The sequence below is a fragment of the Tunturiibacter gelidiferens genome, assembly GCF_014201335.1.
In the GTDB taxonomy this organism is placed as follows: domain Bacteria; phylum Acidobacteriota; class Terriglobia; order Terriglobales; family Acidobacteriaceae; genus Edaphobacter; species Edaphobacter lichenicola_E.
In genome coordinates this window covers 135,687-155,028 of sequence record NZ_JACHEB010000013.1, presented here as the reverse complement: position 1 = coordinate 155,028, position 19,342 = coordinate 135,687, and the positions used below count along the sequence as shown (strand labels likewise).

General features: G+C 58.5%; 13 protein-coding genes. 9 read left to right on the top strand and 4 right to left on the bottom strand.

All coding sequences use genetic code 11. The features are described 5' to 3' along the window. Positions 1 to 217: 217 nt before the first annotated feature. The 3 genes from treZ to HDF14_RS22755 all read right to left on the bottom strand — a co-directional run bounded on the left by treZ (position 218) and on the right by HDF14_RS22755 (position 6,717). Positions 218 to 1,978 carry a malto-oligosyltrehalose trehalohydrolase gene (gene treZ, locus HDF14_RS22765; RefSeq protein ID WP_183981051.1) on the bottom strand — a complete coding sequence of 587 codons (1,761 nt, stop codon included), beginning with the start codon at positions 1,976 to 1,978 and terminating at the stop codon, positions 218 to 220. Continuing rightward, positions 1,971 to 4,670: a malto-oligosyltrehalose synthase gene (treY, locus tag HDF14_RS22760; RefSeq protein WP_313899668.1), complete on the bottom strand. Its 2,700-nt coding sequence runs from the start codon at positions 4,668 to 4,670 to the stop codon at positions 1,971 to 1,973. The genes treZ and treY overlap by 8 nt, the downstream gene beginning before the upstream one ends. Before the next feature lie 199 nt (positions 4,671 to 4,869). Further along, positions 4,870 to 6,717 carry a glycoside hydrolase family 15 protein gene (locus HDF14_RS22755; protein ID WP_313899667.1) on the bottom strand — a complete coding sequence of 616 codons (1,848 nt, stop codon included), beginning with the start codon at positions 6,715 to 6,717 and terminating at the stop codon, positions 4,870 to 4,872. Between the two features lie 436 nt (positions 6,718 to 7,153). On the opposite strand from HDF14_RS22755, the gene HDF14_RS22750 reads away from it, so the two are divergent. From HDF14_RS22750 to HDF14_RS22710, 9 genes are all read left to right on the top strand, one after another. Beyond that, complete coding sequence (locus HDF14_RS22750) at positions 7,154 to 8,356, top strand: hypothetical protein (RefSeq protein WP_183981050.1); 1,203 nt, start codon at positions 7,154 to 7,156, stop codon at positions 8,354 to 8,356. 49 nt (positions 8,357 to 8,405) lie between these two features. Then, positions 8,406 to 9,152 carry a hypothetical protein gene (locus tag HDF14_RS22745; protein WP_183981049.1) on the top strand — a complete coding sequence of 249 codons (747 nt, stop codon included), beginning with the start codon at positions 8,406 to 8,408 and terminating at the stop codon, positions 9,150 to 9,152. Positions 9,153 to 9,458: 306 nt separating this feature from the next. Then, positions 9,459 to 11,207 carry a S53 family peptidase gene (locus HDF14_RS22740; RefSeq protein ID WP_183981048.1) on the top strand — a complete coding sequence of 583 codons (1,749 nt, stop codon included), beginning with the start codon at positions 9,459 to 9,461 and terminating at the stop codon, positions 11,205 to 11,207. A gap of 295 nt (positions 11,208 to 11,502) precedes the next feature. Next, the gene (locus tag HDF14_RS22735; RefSeq protein ID WP_221304842.1) at positions 11,503 to 12,213 is read left to right on the top strand and encodes a hypothetical protein; all 711 of its coding nucleotides are present in this window, start codon (positions 11,503 to 11,505) and stop codon (positions 12,211 to 12,213) included. Positions 12,214 to 12,512: 299 nt separating this feature from the next. Then, positions 12,513 to 13,421 (top strand): hypothetical protein, encoded by a 909-nt coding sequence (locus tag HDF14_RS22730; RefSeq protein ID WP_183981046.1) that lies wholly within the window; start codon positions 12,513 to 12,515, stop codon positions 13,419 to 13,421. 53 nt (positions 13,422 to 13,474) lie between these two features. Further along, the gene (locus HDF14_RS22725; RefSeq protein WP_183981045.1) at positions 13,475 to 13,708 is read left to right on the top strand and encodes a hypothetical protein; all 234 of its coding nucleotides are present in this window, start codon (positions 13,475 to 13,477) and stop codon (positions 13,706 to 13,708) included. Positions 13,709 to 13,997: 289 nt separating this feature from the next. Continuing rightward, positions 13,998 to 16,343, top strand: coding sequence for a xanthine dehydrogenase family protein molybdopterin-binding subunit (locus HDF14_RS22720; protein WP_183981044.1), 2,346 nt, complete (start codon positions 13,998 to 14,000; stop codon positions 16,341 to 16,343). Between the two features lie 73 nt (positions 16,344 to 16,416). Next, on the top strand, positions 16,417 to 16,899 hold the full coding sequence (locus HDF14_RS22715; RefSeq protein WP_183981043.1) for a (2Fe-2S)-binding protein: 483 nt from the start codon (positions 16,417 to 16,419) through the stop codon (positions 16,897 to 16,899). 46 nt (positions 16,900 to 16,945) lie between these two features. Beyond that, positions 16,946 to 17,803 (top strand): FAD binding domain-containing protein, encoded by an 858-nt coding sequence (locus tag HDF14_RS22710; RefSeq protein WP_183981042.1) that lies wholly within the window; start codon positions 16,946 to 16,948, stop codon positions 17,801 to 17,803. A 122-nt stretch (positions 17,804 to 17,925) separates the two neighbouring features. On the opposite strand, the gene HDF14_RS22705 is transcribed toward HDF14_RS22710, so the two are convergent. Then, the gene (locus HDF14_RS22705) at positions 17,926 to 19,053 is read right to left on the bottom strand and encodes an XdhC family protein (protein ID WP_183981041.1); all 1,128 of its coding nucleotides are present in this window, start codon (positions 19,051 to 19,053) and stop codon (positions 17,926 to 17,928) included. Positions 19,054 to 19,342: the final 289 nt, after the last annotated feature.

The following is a 19,342-nucleotide window of genomic DNA, read 5'->3' as shown; positions in this document are numbered from 1 at the left end:
CCCAAGTCGCCATTCACTAAGGAAGACGAGCCAGCAACGCAAAAGTTTCCCTGGGATCGAGAAGCTTTGCCTTGAAGAAGGGTGAACCTCGAGCGAACCGATTCAAACCCACCGCCCCATGCTAAACGCTTTGCACTCCCGCGCCCACTGCTTAAGTTCCCAGAGAACCAAAATCAGCTCGACGCCTCACCGCCACCCAGCCGAACTCGTCGCGAAGCTAAGAACCCAGACGGCTTTGCTCCCCCGATAGAATCGCCACGCTCTCCCCAGGCAAAATAACGGAGCCATCTTTGATCTCGACTCCTGCCCGCGAAGCAAGCAGCAACGGAAGATCGCGTGGATGAGCAAGCTCCGCCACCTGCGAGCCAAAATTGCACATCACCGCCACCGCCCCGCGCTCCATCACAAGCAATCGCCCCCGCTCATCGAACCTGGCCTTCACGTGCCCCGGCGATCCATCGTTCAACGACACGGAGCCACGCCGCAATTGAATCAGCTTGCGATACCAATCCAGCATCTCTTCATGGCGTCCCTGGTGAATCTCATCCCATTCCAGCTTCGAACGCCGAAACGTCTCCACATCTTCCGGATCAGGAATGTCCTCCGGATTCCATCCAAACGCCGCGAATTCGCCCCGTCGACCGTTCTTTACTGCCTTCGCCATCTCCGGATCCTCGTGATCCGCGAAGTATAGAAACGGCGTCGAAGCCGCGAACTCCTCCCCCTGAAAGATCATCGGAATAAATGGGGCGGTAAACACAAGCGCGGCCGCCACCTTCGCAAGGTCTATACCCACCGTCTGATCCACCCTGTCGCCAACCGCTCGATTGCCTACCTGGTCGTGATTCTGGATGTACCCGAGAAAATGATGCGGCGACAGATCATCGGCCGGCCGACCGTGTGAACGTCTTCGATAATTCGAATAGCTGCCATCCTGCGCAAAATTCTTCGTCAACGCCTTCGCCAGCTTCTCGAACGTGCCGAAATCAGAGTAGTACCCCTTCCCCTCTCCCTCCGGCATCAACACCGTAAAGAGCGAATGATGAAAATCGTCGCTCCACTGCGCATCCATGCCATAGCCGCCATCTTTCGCAGCGATAACTACTCTCGGATCATTCAAATCGCTCTCGGCGATCAGCACCAGCCGCCTTCCCAACTCCTTCGACAACGCCTTCACCTCAGAAGACAGCTGCTCCATAAAGTGAACCGCCGACCGGTCGACATACTCATGCACCGCATCCAGTCGCAGACCATCGATGTGATAGTCCCTCATCCACATCAGCGCGTTGTCGCAGAAGAAACGCCGCACCTCGTCGCTTCCCTCGCCTTCGAAGTTGATGGCGCCGCCCCATGGGGTGTGATGCCTCTCCGTAATGTACGGTCCGTACTTGCCGGAGTAGTTCCCGACAGGTCCAAAGTGGTTATAGACCACATCCAGAAGCACAGCGAGACCGCGCTTATGACAAGCGTCCACCAGTCGCTTCAACCCATCCGGTCCGCCATACTGTTCTGTCACCGCAAACAACGAGGCCCCGTCATATCCCCATCCGTACCCACCTGGAAACGCAGCCACCGGCATCAACTCCACATGCGTAATGCCAAGCTCGACCAGATACTCCAGCCTCTCAATCGCCGAATCGAACGTTCCCTGCGGTGTAAACGTTCCAATGTGCAGCTCATAGATCACAGCCCGCGCCAGCGGCATCGCATCCCAGTGTTTGTCGCTCCACGCAAATGTCGTCTGGTCATACAGACGCGACAATCCGTGCACTCCATCAGGCTGCCACTCCGACCTCGGATCGGGCCACGCCTTCGGATCATCTCCCAACACAAATCCATAATCCGTTCCCGGTCCCGCCTGCTTCACCGAAGCCGTCCACCATCCATGCTCATTCGGTCCGCCCATCGGATACGTCGCATCGCCGATCTTCACACCAATCTTCTGAGCATCAGGCGCCCAAACCTTGAACTCATGCATCAGTCTTCTCCCCCACGTCCTCGCGCGCCAGAAGCGCCACGGGAAAATCCTTGAGCAACTCCTTCACCCCGACCTCACCACCTTCAATGTTCGCTCCCGTCATACGATTTCTCCATCGTCCTTCCGGCAGCGTCACCGATGTATCCTTCCAAGCTCCAGCCAACTTCATCGTTAGCCTCGGCACCACCGTCACAACATCCTCACCCCTCAGGTACGCAATCACGTGATCGTGCTTCGCCCCATCCACCATCAACGGAACGTAGTCAGCCTCCGCACCAAACGACCCCGGCCTCTCCCGTCTCAGTTGAAGCGCCTTATGAATCGTCCACATCTTCGGCAACCCCTCATCGGCCTTTGCCAGCACCTTCGCCGGCGCGTCATCGCCAGTCATCAGCTTCAACTCCTCCAGCAACCGCTGCCGAACCGCATAGTCCACAGGCCGCCTGTTGTCAGGATCGACCAGGCTCAGATCCCACAGCTCCGTCCCCTGGTACAAATCCGGCACACCCGGCGCAGTGTATTTCAGTAGCGTTTGCGCCAGCGAATTCACACGCCCCGCCTCCAGTATCTTCTCCACAAACTGCTGCAGTTCTCGCTGAAACGGCGCATAGCTGTACGTAAATTCAATAAACAAATTCAGCGCGTCTTCAAACTCCTTGTTGTTCGCAACCCACGTCGTCTGCTGCTTTGCCTCACGCATCGCCTTCGTCATGTAGGCCTTCGCGCGATCCATCGGCAGCGGCCACGCTCCAATCAAAGTCTGGTAGAAAAAATATTCCGTATTGCGATCCGGCAGCGGATCCCCCCAGGGCTTTCGCACCCGAAACGCATTATTCATTCGCGACCAGCGCCGTATCGCCTCCCCAAACTTCGCGGGTATCTCCGACAGCACTGCCAATCGTGCTCTCACATCATCGCTGCGCTTGGTATCGTGCGTCGACAGCGTCGTCATCGTCAGCGGATGCGTCTCCTGCATCTTCCTGCAGTACGAATGAAACTCCTCGACACTCAACCCATTACGCCCCGGATCGCTCCCCACCTCATTCATTCCCGTCAACCGGTTGAAGCAGTAAAACGCCGTATCCTCCACCCCCTTCGCCATCACCGGCCCGGTGAACTGCTGGAAGCGCAGCAGAAATTCGCTCTCCAGCTTCCCCTTCACCTCCATCGTCAGCACATCGCGCAGAAAATCAAAGAGTCCTGCATCGATATCCTGCCGATTCTCTTTCGCGCACTCCGTCGCCTGCGAAATGTACTCGCGATCTTCCTCGGTAATCTCCTCGCGCTCCGGCACCACATACGTTCGATAGATCGAGAAGCACGCTGCCACCTCACGAATCGCGCGCCTCCCCTCCGCTCTCGTGTAGTCACGACGATCGCGATTGGCCTCGCATATCTCCACAAAGATCGACGTCAGCCGATTCACATCGCTACCCAGCGCCTCCTGCGACACACTGATCTTCTTCTCATGAGCAATCGCGTGGAAGTCTGTCGGCTGCTCTGTAAAGCCGCTGTAGATTGAGGTCAACTCCATCAAGCCCTCAGGCGCCACCAACACGCCTGCCGCAACATTCAGAAAGTCATACCCGCTCGTTCCCTGAATCGGCCAGCTCTCTCGCAGAAACTCGCCCGGCTCTAGAATTTTTTCCCCAATCACCCAAGCATCAGGAGCGCGCTCCCGCAGTCGTTTGAAGTACTCCATCGGATCGCGCAAGCCATCCGGATGATCCACCCGCAGACCATCAAGAACCCCTCGCTTCAACCAATCCAACAGCAGCGCATGCGTCTCTTCGAACACATACTCCCGCTCCACGCGCAGTCCAATCAACGTATTCACATCAAAGAAACGCCTATAGCTCAACTGTTGATCCGCAGTCTTCCAGTAAGCCAACCGATAGTTCTGCTGATTCAAAAAGTCATCCAGCGCATCGAGATTCTCATTCAGCTCGTCCATCGACCGGTCCATCGCCCCTAAGATTTCGGGCTCCTCCGCGCACAGTCGTTGCAGCAGAGTGAACAGCACCACCTTATCCCGATGGCGAGCCAGAATCGTCCGGCGGTCCACGTACTCAGGCGCAGGCAAGCGGCCAAACGAAGCCGCCAGAAAACTCATCGTATCCGACTTCGCATACTCCGCCGCCTTCCCTAGAATCACCGGCAGCGATGGCGGCGACACCGGCAGCGACTGCTCCGAACACTCCACCTGAAACTTAATCCCGCGCCGCACCACCTTGATCCCGCCCGACTGCAACACCCGCCCATACTGATCCCCAAGGATCGGCACCAGCACCTTATCCCGCAGACGCTCCTCTTGCGGCTGCCAATCGATATCGAAGAACGAAGCATACCGGCTCGACGTCCCATTCTCGAGCACATCCCACCAGAACTGGTTCTCCTTGCCCAGCGACATGTGGTTCGGCACGATGTCCAGCACCTGCCCCAGCCCGGCTTCCCCCAGCTTTTTGCAAAACCGGTCGTGCGCCTCCGCACCACCCAACTCTTCGTTCACCTTCTGGTGATTGACCACGTCATATCCATGCATGCTCCCCGGCGCAGCCTGCAGATAGGGAGAGCAATAAACATGCGAGATGCCGAGCTCATGCAAATAGTCGGCGATCCTCGCCGCATCGTCGAAAGTAAACTCTTTATGAAGTTGCAATCTATACGTGGAACCTGGAATTCGTAGCATCATCAACCGTTCAAAAATAGCGTTCAGGAAACAAGGCAGGAAAGATTACGCAAACACCCACACAAAGAAAGATCCAGGTCTCTTGTTAGAGACGCAAAGGCTCGCGTTGGTTGCATTTGGCTCGTCAGCGAAAACAAATCACCCGGCCCGTAAAGGTTGATCCACATCGCGATACAACAAGCACGATCCAAATGGCTCGCGCCTAAGTCTTGCGACGCTTTCCAGCCTCAGCTTTCGCGTTCCCGATCGGCGTCCACAAACCCGACATCGCAAACGCCGAGTGGATCAATGCAATATGCGACAACGCCTGAGGAAAATTCCCCACCATGCGCTTTCCAATTGGATCGTACTCCTCCGACAACAAACCAACATCATTGCGCAGCGCAAGCAGCCGCTCAAACATCGCCTTCGCATCCTCCTTCCGGCCAATCAACCACAAATTCGTAACCAGCCAGAAGCTGCACGCGAGAAACGCCCCCTCACTTCCCGCCAATCCGTCGTCGGTCTTTTTCGTGTCGTAACGTTCGACGAAACCATTCTTCATCAGCCGCTTCTCTATCGCTTCCACCGTCCCGATAATCCGCGGATCGTCCATCGGCAAAAATCCCACCAGTCCAATCCGCAGGCACGACGCATCCAGTTGCTTCGACCCATACGACTGAACAAAACTATTCAGCTTCTTATCAAAACCCTTTTTGCAAATCTCCCTGTGCAACATCTCGCGATTCTTCCTCCATCGCTTCACATCTCCCTTTCCATCAAACTGCTCATGATGTCGAATCGCCCGATCGAGCGCCACCCACGCCATCACCTTCGAGTGGGTAAAGTGCATCGCACCTCCGCGCGTCTCCCATATCCCTTCGTCCGGGTTCTCCCACATCTTGCACAGGTGATCCGTCAACGAAGCCTGCATCGAAGTTGCCGAAACGCGAATCTCGTCCTCGGCCTGCGGAATTCGCGACAGAGCCGAAGACACCTCGCCGAAGACATCCAGCTGAAACTGATCCACAGCCGCGTTCCCAATCCGAACCGGACTTGAACCTTCATAACCCGGCAGCCAATCTGCCTCCCACTCCACCAACTGTCGCTCACCGCAAATTCCATAGATCGTCTGCACCTGGTCGGGAGCCCCTGCGATAGCGCGCAGCAACCATTTGCGCCACTCCACCGCCTCGTCCATATAGTTGGCCTGCATCAGAATCAGCAAAGTGAAAGCAGTATCCCGCAACCAACAATAGCGATAGTCCCAATTCCGTGGCCCGCCAATCTTCTCCGGCAGCGACGTCGTCACCGCCGCCACAATTCCTCCCGACGGCTTATACGTCATCGCCTTCAGGGTGATCAGAGAACGTTCCACCGCCTCCTCATAGGGTCCGATATAAGCATTCCTCTTGCTCCACTTAGTCCAGAATCTCTCTGCCTCTGCATAAGCCTTGTCTACCGAAAGCTCCGGCGGAGCCTTTTCAAGAGAAGATGAGCCCGTCAACGTAAAGGTCATCGTCTGGCCTTTACGCACTGTGAAGTCACTCCGCGTGGTCATCCCTTCTCCACGCAACTTCGCCTTCGTCCTCAGCGTGATCATGTCCATACCCGCGATCGCGCGGATCCCATCGTCGGTGCTCGTCACCCACGGAGTCGTCCGTCCATAATCAAACCGGATCGCAAGATCCATCTGCATCGCCACCCGCCCGCGAATACCCCGCACCGTCCTCACAACGTGTGAATGCTTCTCTCGCGGCGGCATAAAGTCGGTCAGGCAGACCTCTCCCTCCCTCGTCTCAAACGTCGTCTCCACTATCAGCGTATGCCCCACATACTGCCGGCGAATCGCCTTCACCTTACCTTTCGGCGCAATCTGCCAGAACCCATGATCGCGGGTGCCCAGCAGAGCTGCAAAACACGCAGCGGAGGAAAACGTCGGCCAGCACAGCCAGTCGATCGAGCCCTCCTTCGACACCAGAGCTGCCGTCTCACAGTCCCCAATCATGCAATAGTCTTCAATTCTCGAACCGTGCAGCGGCCCGGTCTCTTTCTTCTTCGGCTCTGCCACAAACGCCTCCAAGAGATGTTGCCTGTATTGCCGTTGCCTTTCTTGTTGTCATCCCCGAAGGGGATCTGCTGTTGTCGTCATCTCTCCCACAACAAGCCCATCTTTCCTCCTAACCCATCCCAAACGCCTCCGGCCTTCCCTCGTATTTACAGCTCCAGCAACCACATACACCACAAAATGCATCTCTCAATGAAGCCGTTTCAGATATAGGATGCGCAAACCACGAACTTAGGGACACGCAGAAAACATGCCACAAAAAAATCACCGTTTGACAACGAAGCCGCCCGATTTTCCTGAAGTCAGGTCTCGTCCGCTCGCGTCCCCTGAAAATCGGCAGTACACTCACGGCAGCACGCATCTGCACTGAGCATCCCGAAACCAGAGAAGCCGGAATCTGAGCCTCCGCTAAACGAACCGAGAAAGTCCAGATCGCACGATGGCCTCCGCCCAGACAAATATCGACCCTAGTTCGAACGCAGTGAACGCGCCAAACCCGGCCAGCAGCCTGCTCATCAGCCTGGGCTCCCTCCCGCAGGAAGCCTTCGATGCCACGCTCGCCAACCTCGCCCTGGCGTTTCCCAACGACACCGTCCTGGTCGCCACACCGGACGCCGCCCCTCAGCTCTCCTCCGGCGGCCCACTCCGTCTCATTCCCTACACACCGACCTCGGTCTCCGCCACCCCCTGGGTCCTCACTGCAGCCGACTACCTCAACGCTTACAAGCTCGCTCAGGAGAACAACGCCGCCACCTGCCTCCTCCTCGGCGCCGAGTGCCAGTCCCTCCACCCCGAAGCCATCCGGGCCCTCGCAAAATCCGCACTCACCTCCGACCTCGCCGTCGCCCACTACCATCTCGGCCCCCGCGAAGGCCTCGCAAACTCCGCCATCCTTTACCCTGTCACCCGCGCCCTCTTCGGCACACGCCCCCGCTTTCCTCTCGCCCTCGACCTCGGCCTCTCTCTCCGCATGGCCGGCCGTCTCGCCGCCGTCGCACAACGCTTCACCGCCACCTCGCAGGACGACTCCTTCCTCTGGCCTCTCGCCGAAGCGGCCACCGCCAACTTCACCATCGCCGAGGTAGAGGTCATCCCACGCACCCTCCCTCAACCCAACGCCCGCGATCTCAACAGCCTGCTCGCTCTCATCGCCGGCTCCTTCTTCTCCGACATCGACACCAAGGCCTCCTTCTGGCAGCGCGCCCGCGGCACCCAGCCAGCACCCAGCCTTCCCCAAACCGTCTCCGTCACCGAGCCGCCCGACATCGCACCCATGCTCGAAGCCTTCCGCCTCGCCTACTCAAACCTCCACGAGATATGGTCCCTCGTCCTGCCGCCCAACTCGCTCCTCGGCCTTAAAAAGCTCTCCATCTTGCAGCCCGAAAACTTCCGCATGCCCGACAATCTCTGGGCTCGCATCGTCTACGACTTCATCCTCGCCTACCGCCTGCGCACCATCAATCGCGGTCACCTTCTCGGAGCGCTCACGCCCCTCTATCTCGCCTGGGTTGCCTCTCATCTCACCCTCATCAGCACCGGCACTGCGCCGGAAAAACACATCCAGGATCTTGCCCTCGCCTTTGAAGCCGACAAACCCTATCTCGTATCACGCTGGCGCTGGCCAGACCGCTTCAATCCATAGAAATCGAGCGGCAAAATAACAGGCCAGCAACCCGTAAGGAGACTCTCCCATGTGGCAACAAGTCGAACAGGCACTCCGCCAATCCGCTCAACAGGTCCTCTATAAACTGGCGAGCTTTCTCCCGGCCCTTATCGCCCTTCTGCTCGCGCTCGTCGTCATGACCGCCATCGGCATGGGCCTCGCCGCGCTCCTCCGACGCAGCCTCACCGCCGCCAAGTTTGACGAGCGTCTGGCACGCAACTCCTCGGCCACCATCTCCGACTGGTCCCCCGCCCATAGCCCCACCGCGCTGCTCGCCCGTGTCGTCTTCTGGGGCTGTGTCGCCATCGGCTGTTTCATCGGCATCTCCGCATTCGACGCCGCCTTCCCCGGCGAATCCCAAATCTCCCTCTTCGTACTTCCCTACCTCACCCACTCCATCGGAGCCGTCCTCCTCCTCATCGCCGGCACTCTCATCGCGCGCTTTCTCGAGCGCTCCGTCCTCATCGGCGCCGTCAACGCAAAGCTCCAGTACGCCCGCTTCCTCTCTCTCGGCATCAAGTGGCTCGTCCTCGTCCTCACCGCCGCTATGGTCCTCGACCACCTCCAGATTGGCGGCGCCGTTGTCGAACTCGCCTTTGGAATCCTCTTCGGCGGCATCGTCCTCACCCTCGCTCTCGCCGTCGGCCTCGGCTCCCGCGACATCGTCAGCCGCTCTCTCGAACGCAGCGCCGATCTCCGCTCCAACCTCGACCCCATTCCCGGCGACCCCGACTACAAAGCCTCCACGACCTCCGAACCCCTGCGCCACTTCTAGGCCAGTTCAAGGCTTCAGGGCGAGTGAAGCCTTGAAGCCTTCGCACTTGAATTTCTCTGCTTCGCAACAACAACTGCCTTTCTGGTTGTCATCCCCGAAGGGGACCTGCTGTTGTCCTAGTCTCCGCTGTTGCCGGCATCGGATACGATCTCTCACCTCCGCGCACTATCCCTACAGGCGAAGCGAATATTTGTCTTACTCTGCTTCCATCCTCAACGACTCAGGCATAGTATGGGTCTTCGCGAACATCGCTCTGCGGCCCGGCCCCTCATACAAATTCATCCCCAAATTTAGAGGACCACATCCATGGCTACGAAAAAGAAATCCACTCCTCACATCTCAGCCTCCCCCCGCACCGTCCTTCCCGGCAGCGAGAAATCTGCCTTCGTTCAAACCGCCGGCGAAAAGCCCGCGCCCTCCGGCACGAAAATCACCGTCTCGGTCGTCGTCCGCCGCAAGACCCCTCTCAAGGCCGCCAACCGCCTCGGCAAGCAGCGCCTCACCCACGCCGAATACAGAAGAAACCACGGCGCTGATCCCGCCGCTGTAAAGCTCGTCCGCACCTTCGCCAAAGAGTTCGGCCTCACCGTCGCCCCCGACACCCCCGGCCCCGAACGCCGCACCGTCAAGCTCTCCGGCACCATCGCCGCCATGCAGAAGGCCTTCGGCGTCACCCTCGTCCACAAGAATCACGAAGGCACCACATACCGTGTCCGCGAGGGCAGCATCACTCTCCCCAGCGACCTCGTCGGCGCAGTCGAAGCCGTCCTCGGCCTCGACAACCGCCCGCAAGCCAAGCCCCACTTTCGCATCGCAGGCGAAGCCGGCGACATCACCGCCAACATCGCCCAGGCCGGAGGCTTCGCCCATCCCCACGCCAGCGGCGCCAACACCTCCTACTCGCCCATCCAGATCGCGCAGCTCTACCAGTTCCCCGCGAACGCCTCTGCCGCAGGCCAAACCATCGGCATCATCGAGCTAGGCGGCGGCTACAAAACCGCCGACCTCACCACCTACTTCAAATCCCTCGGCCAGAAAGCCCCCAAGGTCACCACGGTCTCTGTCGACGGCGGCAAAAACAGCCCCAGCAACGCTAACAGCGCCGACGGAGAAGTCATGCTCGACATCGAAGTCGCCGCCGCCGTCGCCCCCGGCGCCAACATCGTCGTCTACTTCACCCCCAACACCGACCAGGGCTTCATCGACGCCATCGCCACCGCCGTCCACGACACCACCAACAAACCCAGCGTCATCTCCATCAGCTGGGGCGGCCCCGAATCCAGCTGGACCGCACAATCGCTCAACGCCCTCGACGCCGCCTGCCAATCCGCCGCCGCCCTAGGCATCACCATCACCGTCGCCGCAGGAGACAACGGCTCCACCGACGGCCTCACCGACGGCCAGAACCACGTCGACTTCCCCGCCTCCAGCCCCCACGTCCTCGCCTGCGGTGGAACCAAACTCACAGCCAGCGGCTCCTCCATCAGCTCCGAGGTCGTCTGGAACGAGCTCACCAACAACGAAGGCGCAACCGGCGGCGGCGTCAGCAACTTCTTCCCGCTCCCGTCCTGGCAGGCAAACGCCAACGTCCCTGCACCCACCAACTCAGCAGGTGGCCGCGGCGTCCCCGACGTCTCCGGCGACGCCGACCCATCCACCGGCTACATCATTCGCGTCGACGGAAAAAACATGGTCATCGGCGGCACCAGCGCCGTAGCTCCTCTCTGGGCCGGCCTCATCGCCGTAGCCAACGCGCAGAACAAAACCTCCGCCGGCTTCATCCAACCCGCCATCTACGCCGCCAAAGGCAAAGCCGCATTCAACGACATCACCTCCGGCACCAACTACTCCGGCTCTCCCACCGGCTTCACCGCCCGCCCCGGCTGGGACGCCTGCACTGGCCTCGGCACCCCCATCGGCACAAAGCTCATCACCGTCGTCAACCCCTCCGGCTCAACGTCAGCCAAATCCAAAGGCAGCAAAAAGAAACCAATTAGAAAACGCGCCGCAAAAAAATCCCCCATCAGCAGAGGCAAGCCTTCAAGGTCACGATAGAAAATAAACCGCAACCAAAGCCCTCACTCGGGAAGTGACCGCACTTTCCGCAAGGCGGCTTATCGTTACTAGTCGCGTTGTTTTGGGACACAACTCCTTCAGCATGGTTGCCATCTACACCAGAGATAGCACGTTGGGAGGACACATGCGAAACCCGTTCTCCTCCGGCCCGTTTTCTGGTTTCTGGCCTATAAACATTCTTTTCTTGAAACGCCTTCGAATTTGTTTACTCATCCTCCTGCCGGTCTGGGCATTGCAGTTGACCGCAAAGGCGGATCCGATTCCCGTGCGTTCTATGCAAGGCACCATTCACGGTTTCCTTGAGCTGCGCTCTGAGGATGGGCAAGTGGTCGCCTCAGGAGACAGCTTCCAGGTCGTACGGGGCAACCGCGTCACATCGCGAACGATCTTTCATTTCAAAGACGGCTCGATTGACGATGAGACAACAGTCTTCTCGCAACGCCGAGTCTTCCAGCTGATCAGCGATCACCACATCCAAAAAGGGCCTTCCTTTCCTCATCCGATGGATGTGCTGATTGACGCCCATACCGGAGAGGTCACGGTGCATTCCACAGGAAAAGATGGGAAGGAAGAGGTCAAGACGGATCATCTCGATCTTCCGCCGGATCTGGCAAATGGAATGGTGCCCATCCTGCTCCAAAACCTGGGCCCGAACTCCCCGACGCCAACCGTCTCCATGGTGGTAACCACCCCGAAGCCGAGGTTGGTAAAACTAGTTATCTCCAACGTTGGTGAAGACAAATGCTTCGTAGCCGGCTCTTCGCGGAAGGCGATCCACTATGACATCAAGATCAACCTGGGCGGAGTGGCGGGCGTGGTGGCCCCTATCATCGGCAAGGCGCCTCCCAACATTCAAATATGGACTATCGGCGGCGAAGCCACAACCTTCGCCAGAGAACAAGGTCCTCTCTACGCGGAGGGTCCCATGATGACGATCCAACTGGCCAGCCCCACCTGGCCCGATACACCCACGCCCGGCCATTAACGGCTCGGCCATAGCTTCCAGAATCAGTAATAAAAAACGCGCTTCTCGTCAACACCGCGACAGGTAATGCAAAGATCAACCCGGAGGCTGAAGCGCCAAGAGCCTTGCCAAACCGTTTTCCGATTTGAGCTTTCCTACATAGTCTGCTCAATTGCGACGATCCACTTTCAACCTAATGGCCGGGAAAATTTTCTTCTTGTTCTCGAAGTAGCATTGTTCGCCGGTCTCGTGGGTTGCGTGCCCTCAGGAAAACAGCCCTTCGGCAATTTAGAAGAAAATCGAAAACTCTCCCTCCTCCGATGAGTACACTAACTCACATGAAGCCACGAGCCCTCAACCTCCTGCTGCTTCTCTCAACACTCCCAGTTTTCGCGCAGAAGCCCATCATCGGCATCTTCGAGTCCACCTCCTCCGGCGCAGGCGACAACCAGGGCCAGCCCGGAGTCCGCGTCCTCTTCTATCAGTCCGGCCGCCAGTGGCGCTCCTACAACGCCATCTGCCAGGACGAAGCCTGCCTTAAAACCATCGTCCACCTCTATCCGCCCGTCACCACCTGGACCCTCTTCAAACAAGGCAAACCCGTTGCGAAAGTAGCCGCAACCACACCCACGGCCTATCACTCCTACTCCGAGATCGGCGTCCAGACCATCACCAACCCCGCCGCCGTCCTCCACCTCGAACGTCGCTCAACACCCGACTATCCCGACCGGCCCCACGCCATCCTCGCCACCAACCTCTCCCACCTCACCGACCCGGACAACTGGCAACCCGCCGCAGTCTTCCCCCTCGACCTCACCCACGTCATTCAGGCCTTTCACAAGCTCTACCCGCATCCAAAGAACTGCACGCAAAACACCACCAACTCACCATCGAACTACCACGATTCCACCTACCCAGACTCCCAGATCAAGATGGACTCCTCCTACCTCTCGAACAAAACCAACTGGCGCATGCTCCAGATCACCCTCGGCGGCTACCTCTGCGACGGCCCACCCGATGACGCCTACGTCGACCACTGGTTTGCCATCTCCCCCACCGGCGAAGTCCATCATCTCGGCCGCCTCATGCACCTCGCCGGCGCCGCCGACTTCGCCCGCGAAGGCCACTCCGAGCTACTCTTCCAGGTCCAGGGAGGCAACGAAGCCGGCTACAAACTCTTCTACGACAACTTCACCCACCAGGCCCAGGACACAGTCACCTACCACTGATTCCCTTCCCCTTCGGTTGCGCTCAGGGTCAGGATGACGGGGAAAGAGAATGTATGGCGGCAAAGGATCCCTGTATTGCCGTTGCCATTGCAGTTGCCTTTCTTGCTATCATCCCCGCAGGGGATCTGCTGTTGCTGTCGCAGTCGCAGTTGCGTTTCTTGTTGTCATCCCCGCAGGGGATCTGCTGTGCAGTTGCAATTGCTCTTCTTGTTGTCATCCCCCGCCCGTCTCACCAGCGAAAAGCTGTCAAGCCCCACAATCGCAAAACCCCACGCCAATCGAGCTAAATCGCATGGCGTATGAGTTACCTCCAACCTTCTATACTGAATACAGCGTCAGAAGTTAAAGATTAGGCGTGACCGGCTCGCTTTTGCGATCCGCCGGCATCTCCTTGAAAACAAGTATTTTGCACGCAACCCCTTTCGATTGAATATTTTGCAGACACAACCCACCTGCAAACCACTCAAATAAAAGGATTTGCTTCCAAAATACCTTAAAGGGGGGAGGGGGTACCCCCGACCGAACGATCCTCTCCTCACCTGCGAAAACTTGGTCTATGCTTATGCAACACCTTCCATGACCAACCGCCCCCAGACCGTTGGCAGCTCCCCCATCCGAAAAGAGGGAAGAGACAAGGTCCTCGGTCGCGCCCAGTACATCGACGACATCACCCTTCCCGGCATGTGGTTCGGCGCCACCGTTCGTAGCTCCATCCCTCGCGGACGCATCACCTCCATCTCCTTCGACCCCGCCATCCCCTGGCACGAATACACCATCGTCTCCGCCGCCGACATCCCCGGCGAAAACACCATCGTCCACCTCACCAAAGACCACCCCTGCCTCGCCGTCACCCACGTCAACCACTGCCAAGAGCCCATCCTCCTCCTCGCCCACCCCAACCGGGCCGTACTCCCCGCCGCCGTTGCCGCAGTCCACATCACCTACGAAGAACTCCCCGCCATCTTCACCATCGAGGACTCCGAAAAGAAAGAACAGATCATCTGGGGCGAAGGCGAGAACGCCAACACCTTCAAGACCTACCTCATGCAGAAGGACCAGAAGCCGATCCCAGACGAGGTCTGGCAGACCGCTGACTACATCGTCGAAGGCGAGTACCGCACCGGAGCGCAGGAGCAGCTCTACATCGAGAACAACGGAGTCATCGCTGAGTACGACCCAGAAAAGGGAGTAACCGTCCGCGGCTCCATGCAATGCCCTTTCTATCTCGTCCACGCACTCGAGCTAGTCTTCAACCTCCCTGCCGAGAAGTGCCGCGTCATCCAGACCGAGACCGGCGGAGCTTTCGGCGGCAAGGAGGACTTCCCCTCAGTGATCGGCAGCCACGCAGCACTGCTGGCCATGAAGTCAGCCCACCCGGTCAAGCTCTGCTACGACCGCGCCGAAGACATGGCCGCCACCACCAAGCGCCACCCATCCCGCACCCGCCACCGCACCGCAGTGAGCAAGGACGGCAAGCTCCTCGCCGGTGAGATAGACTTCGCCATCGACGGAGGAGCCTACGCCACCCTTTCACCGGTAGTCCTCTCCCGCGGCACCATCCATGCCCCCGGCCCCTACCACTGGCCCCACCTCACCGTCCGTGCCAAAGCAATGGCAACAAATATTCCGCCCCATGGCGCCTTCCGCGGCTTCGGAGCGCCACAAAGCATCTTCGCCCTCGAACGCCACATGGACAAGATCGCCAAAGTCGTTGGCCTCACCCCCGAAGAACTCCGCCGCCGCAATTTTTTAGGAACTGGCTACCGCACCGCCACCGGTCAGCTCCTCAAAGACCCGGTCGACATGCAGCATCTCCTCACCCGGGCCCTTGAAGAATCGAACTACCACGCCAAACGCAAACAATTCGACGCTGAAAACCCTATCAGCACCATCAAACGCGGCATAGGCTTCGCAACCTTCTTCCACGGAGCAGGCTTCACCGGCTCCGGTGAGCGGCGCCTCAACTCCCTCGTCGAGATCGAGCTGACAGCTGAAGGCCGACCTCGCATCCTTGTCTCCTCCACCGAGTTCGGCCAGGGCACCAACACCATCCTCTGCCAGATCGCCGCCGACGCCCTCAATCTTCCCTACGAAGAAGTCCTCATCGCACAACCCGACACAACTCTGGTTCCAAACTCCGGACCCACGGTCGCCAGCCGCACCGCCATGGTCGTCGGTAAGCTCGTCGAGCGTGCCGCCGAATCCCTCCTAGCATCTCTCGCTCCCTTTCTACCTCCTCTCCTCAACCGTGCCCGATCCAGAGCAGCTCAATACACGCGGACCCAATTCTGCCATGCTGCCCTCAAATATCTCGCCCAGCACGGCTCCCTCAAAACCGAAGCCCGCTACCAGTCCCCCGGCGACATCTTTTGGGACGATAATACCTATAGCGGTGAAGCCTATCCAGCCTACGCCTGGGCTGTTTACGTCGCCGAAGTCGTAGTAGACACCACCACCTACTCAGCGCAGGTCACCAACTTCTACGCATTACAAGAAGTTGGCAAAGTCCTCCATCCCATCCTCGCCGCGGGACAAATTGAAGGCGGTGTCGCCCAAGGCATCGGCTACGCCCTCTATGAAAAGTGCCTCTGGCGCAACGGACATCTCGCCAACAACCAGATGACAAACTACATCATGCCCACCAGCGCCGACCTCCCGTCGATTCATGTCAGCTTCGAAGAAGTCCCTTCGCCACACGGCGCTTACGGAGCCAAGGGCATAGGTGAGCTCCCCATGGACGGCCCCGCCCCCGCGATTCTTAACGCCATCGAGCACGCCACCGGTCTCGCCTTCAACGAAATACCTCTCCTCCCCGAAGACATCTTCGAGCGCATGACCCGCATCCCGACCTCTAGCACAGAGGACCTTGATCCCATCATCGACCGCGACACGCAAGTCGAAACGTCAGAGGTGTCGGCGTGAACGATACAACATTCGCCATCATCAGAAGTATTTTTCAGGCAAATTGGTGCAAGCAGACCGCGGTAAATTTGAAATGACCCGAGTCGCCCTCACGGTCAACGACGAGAAAAGAATCGTCGAAACCCCGCCAATGAAGCGCCTTCTCGACGTCCTGCGTGAAGATCTGCATCTCACGGGAGCCAAAGAAGGTTGTGGCGAAGGCGAATGCGGAGCATGCGCTGTACTTATGAATGGTGACCTCGTCAATTCCTGCCTGGTCCCGATCCTGCAAACTCAGGGCGCCGAGATCATCACAATCGAAGGCATTGCAATCGATAAGAAACTCCACCCGATTCAGCAATGCTTCCTGGAACAAGGCGGAGCCCAGTGCGGCATCTGCACTCCCGGTATGATCCTCGCCACGTATCACCTTCTCGAAAACATTCCGCAACCAACACTGTTACAGATACAGGAAGGTCTCAACGGAAATCTCTGCCGTTGCACGGGCTACATGCGAATCTTCAACTCCGTGCTTGCCGCAGCTGCAAAAGCAACTCCACAATCGGAGACACAATAGTTGTCGTGCGTGTACCAACAAACTCACTTCGACAATAGGGAAAACGATGCGCTCCAACGTCACCGAATACGAGCTTACGGCCCCAAGGTCTCTGGACGCCGTACTCCAGATCCTCGCCGACTCACCCGACCGCTATACGCCAATCGCCGGTGGCACCGAGCTGATGGTGGCACTAGGCGCGGGTCGTCTTCAGCCAAAAAAACTCATCTCTCTGTGGAATCTCAAGGAACTCCGATTCATCGAGGTCACGCCTGATGCTGTAATCATTGGTGCCGCAACAACCTTCACCGACATCCGCAAGCACCCAATCGTCACCGCTGAATTCTCCATCCTTGCCCAGGCTGCAAGTTGGACCGGAAGCATCGCAAACCAGAACCGTGGCACACTCGGTGGCAACATCGTCAACGCAAGTCCCGCAGCAGACTCTCCTCCAGTGCTCCTCGCTTATGACGCAGCCGTCACTCTCGTCTCCACTCGCGGGATCCGAACTATCCCCTACCGCGACTTCCACATCAGTTACAAAAGAACCGATCTTGCCCAAGACGAACTTCTCCACAGCATTACGCTCTCACGTAACATGCACGGTTACACAACTTATGTTCGCAAAGTGGGCACACGCAATGCCCAGGCCATTTCAAAGGTTGCCGTCGCCATAGTCGCCAGCAGCAACCACGGCGTCATTGAAAGCATCCGCATCGGAGCCGCGAGCCTGCGCGAAACTCCCGCGCGCCTGGTCGCCACCGAACAGTCCCTCCTGAAGCAGAAGATCACACCGGCGACGATCGCAAAGGCGCGGGCCGCAATTCTGAGCGAAACGATTCCCATCGATGATATTCGCAGCACCGCAAAATACCGCTCCGTCGTGGCCGCCAACCTGATCGAAGAATTCCTACAGACCCTCTAGTATTTCTCGGACAGGAACCTCAATCTAAAAAGCGTGCGCCAGTTCCGCATCCCTCATCGTCTCTACCGGTTTTCCGTGGCTGCCTCCAAGCGCCGCTACAAGAAAATCACGCCAAACCCGCCTCAGGCGCGATCCAGCGCGCACTGGGCTTGCAGATAGCGGCCCGCATCACCCTCCGCCAGATGCCTCTCGACATCTTCCGACGACAACCTGCGCGAAGCACCGAGCTTGCCCATGCAACACGCCTGAACCTCGGCGATCACGGCAAGAGCAATGGCCTCCGGTCCGTCGCCACCCAGGTCCAGTCCAACCGGAGCAAAGATTCGGTCGCAGCATTCACCGACCGTCCACCCTAGTGTCGCTGCCGCCTCGCTCACCAGCAATGAACTTCGGCGGCGCGCACCCAGAAGCCCCAGATACTTGGGACGCAACGGCAGCACCGCAGCCAGTAGCTCCCTGTCCTGTTCGTAACTATGCGACATCAAAACCACTGCATCATCAGGTCGGATGGCCAGCACTTCACGCGAGACGGCCGATGCCACGATAACCTGTTCCGCCTCCGGAAATCGCTCCGCGCGAGCCATGTGCGCCCGTCCATCCATTACTGAAACGCTCCAGCCCAGCAACGCCGCCATACTCACCACCGGCTTCGCATCATCACCCGCCCCCAAAATGAACAACCGCTGCGGGGTTGCAATCCGCTCCACAAAAACCTCGGTGCCCACACTCTCAAACTCACCTCGGGGTAGTACGGCCGCCGCCCTCGCCTCCACCAGTTCGGCTTCAGTCAGCCCCGCGCTGGCATATGCAAAATCCCCGTTCGCCGCGAGCACTGCGCGTTTCAATCCCCTACCCTCACGTGGCAGCCAGGTCAGCACCGTCACCTCATCCCCGGCAAGCGCGCCTTCCAGAGCTTTGAGGACCGCATGACATTCGGGAGTATCGGCTGGCTCGAGAAGCAGATCGACCACGCCGCCGCATCCTAATCCGAAGGGTATCTCTGCCGTATCGTCAAACATCGTCGAGTACCGTTCCATCACGGCCCCTCCCCGGACTAGCCATGCTGCTTTACGCACGACCTCAGCCTCCAGGCATCCTCCGCTGATTGTTCCGGCGTACTCACCTTGCTGCCCGAGCAGCAGGTGAGCCCCGGGTCGGCGATAACTGGATCCCTCGGTCCGCACCAGTGTCACAAATACGGTAGCCGTATCCTGATGCCAAAGTCGAACGATCTGTCGAATTTCTCTCACGCCAAAGTCCTGTCTTGATCGCCGCTGATTCCCATTGTCCCGCCCAGAGTCTCATCTGTCCACCGAGGCAAGGCCCCTTCAAAATCGCTGGAGAGGCCTTTCGCAGACAAGATTTGTGCCTAGCAACGAAAGTTTTCTTCCTCCGCCTCCTCTTACCAGTCCTTTCTCCGGAATTGCTAACTTTTCCGAAAAACCAGTTCTGGCCTCTAATTTCAACCGTTTTGGAGCGTATTCGACTGCCACTTTATAGGTAGTTCCTTCAAATCCTCTACATGCAATACTTTTGGCG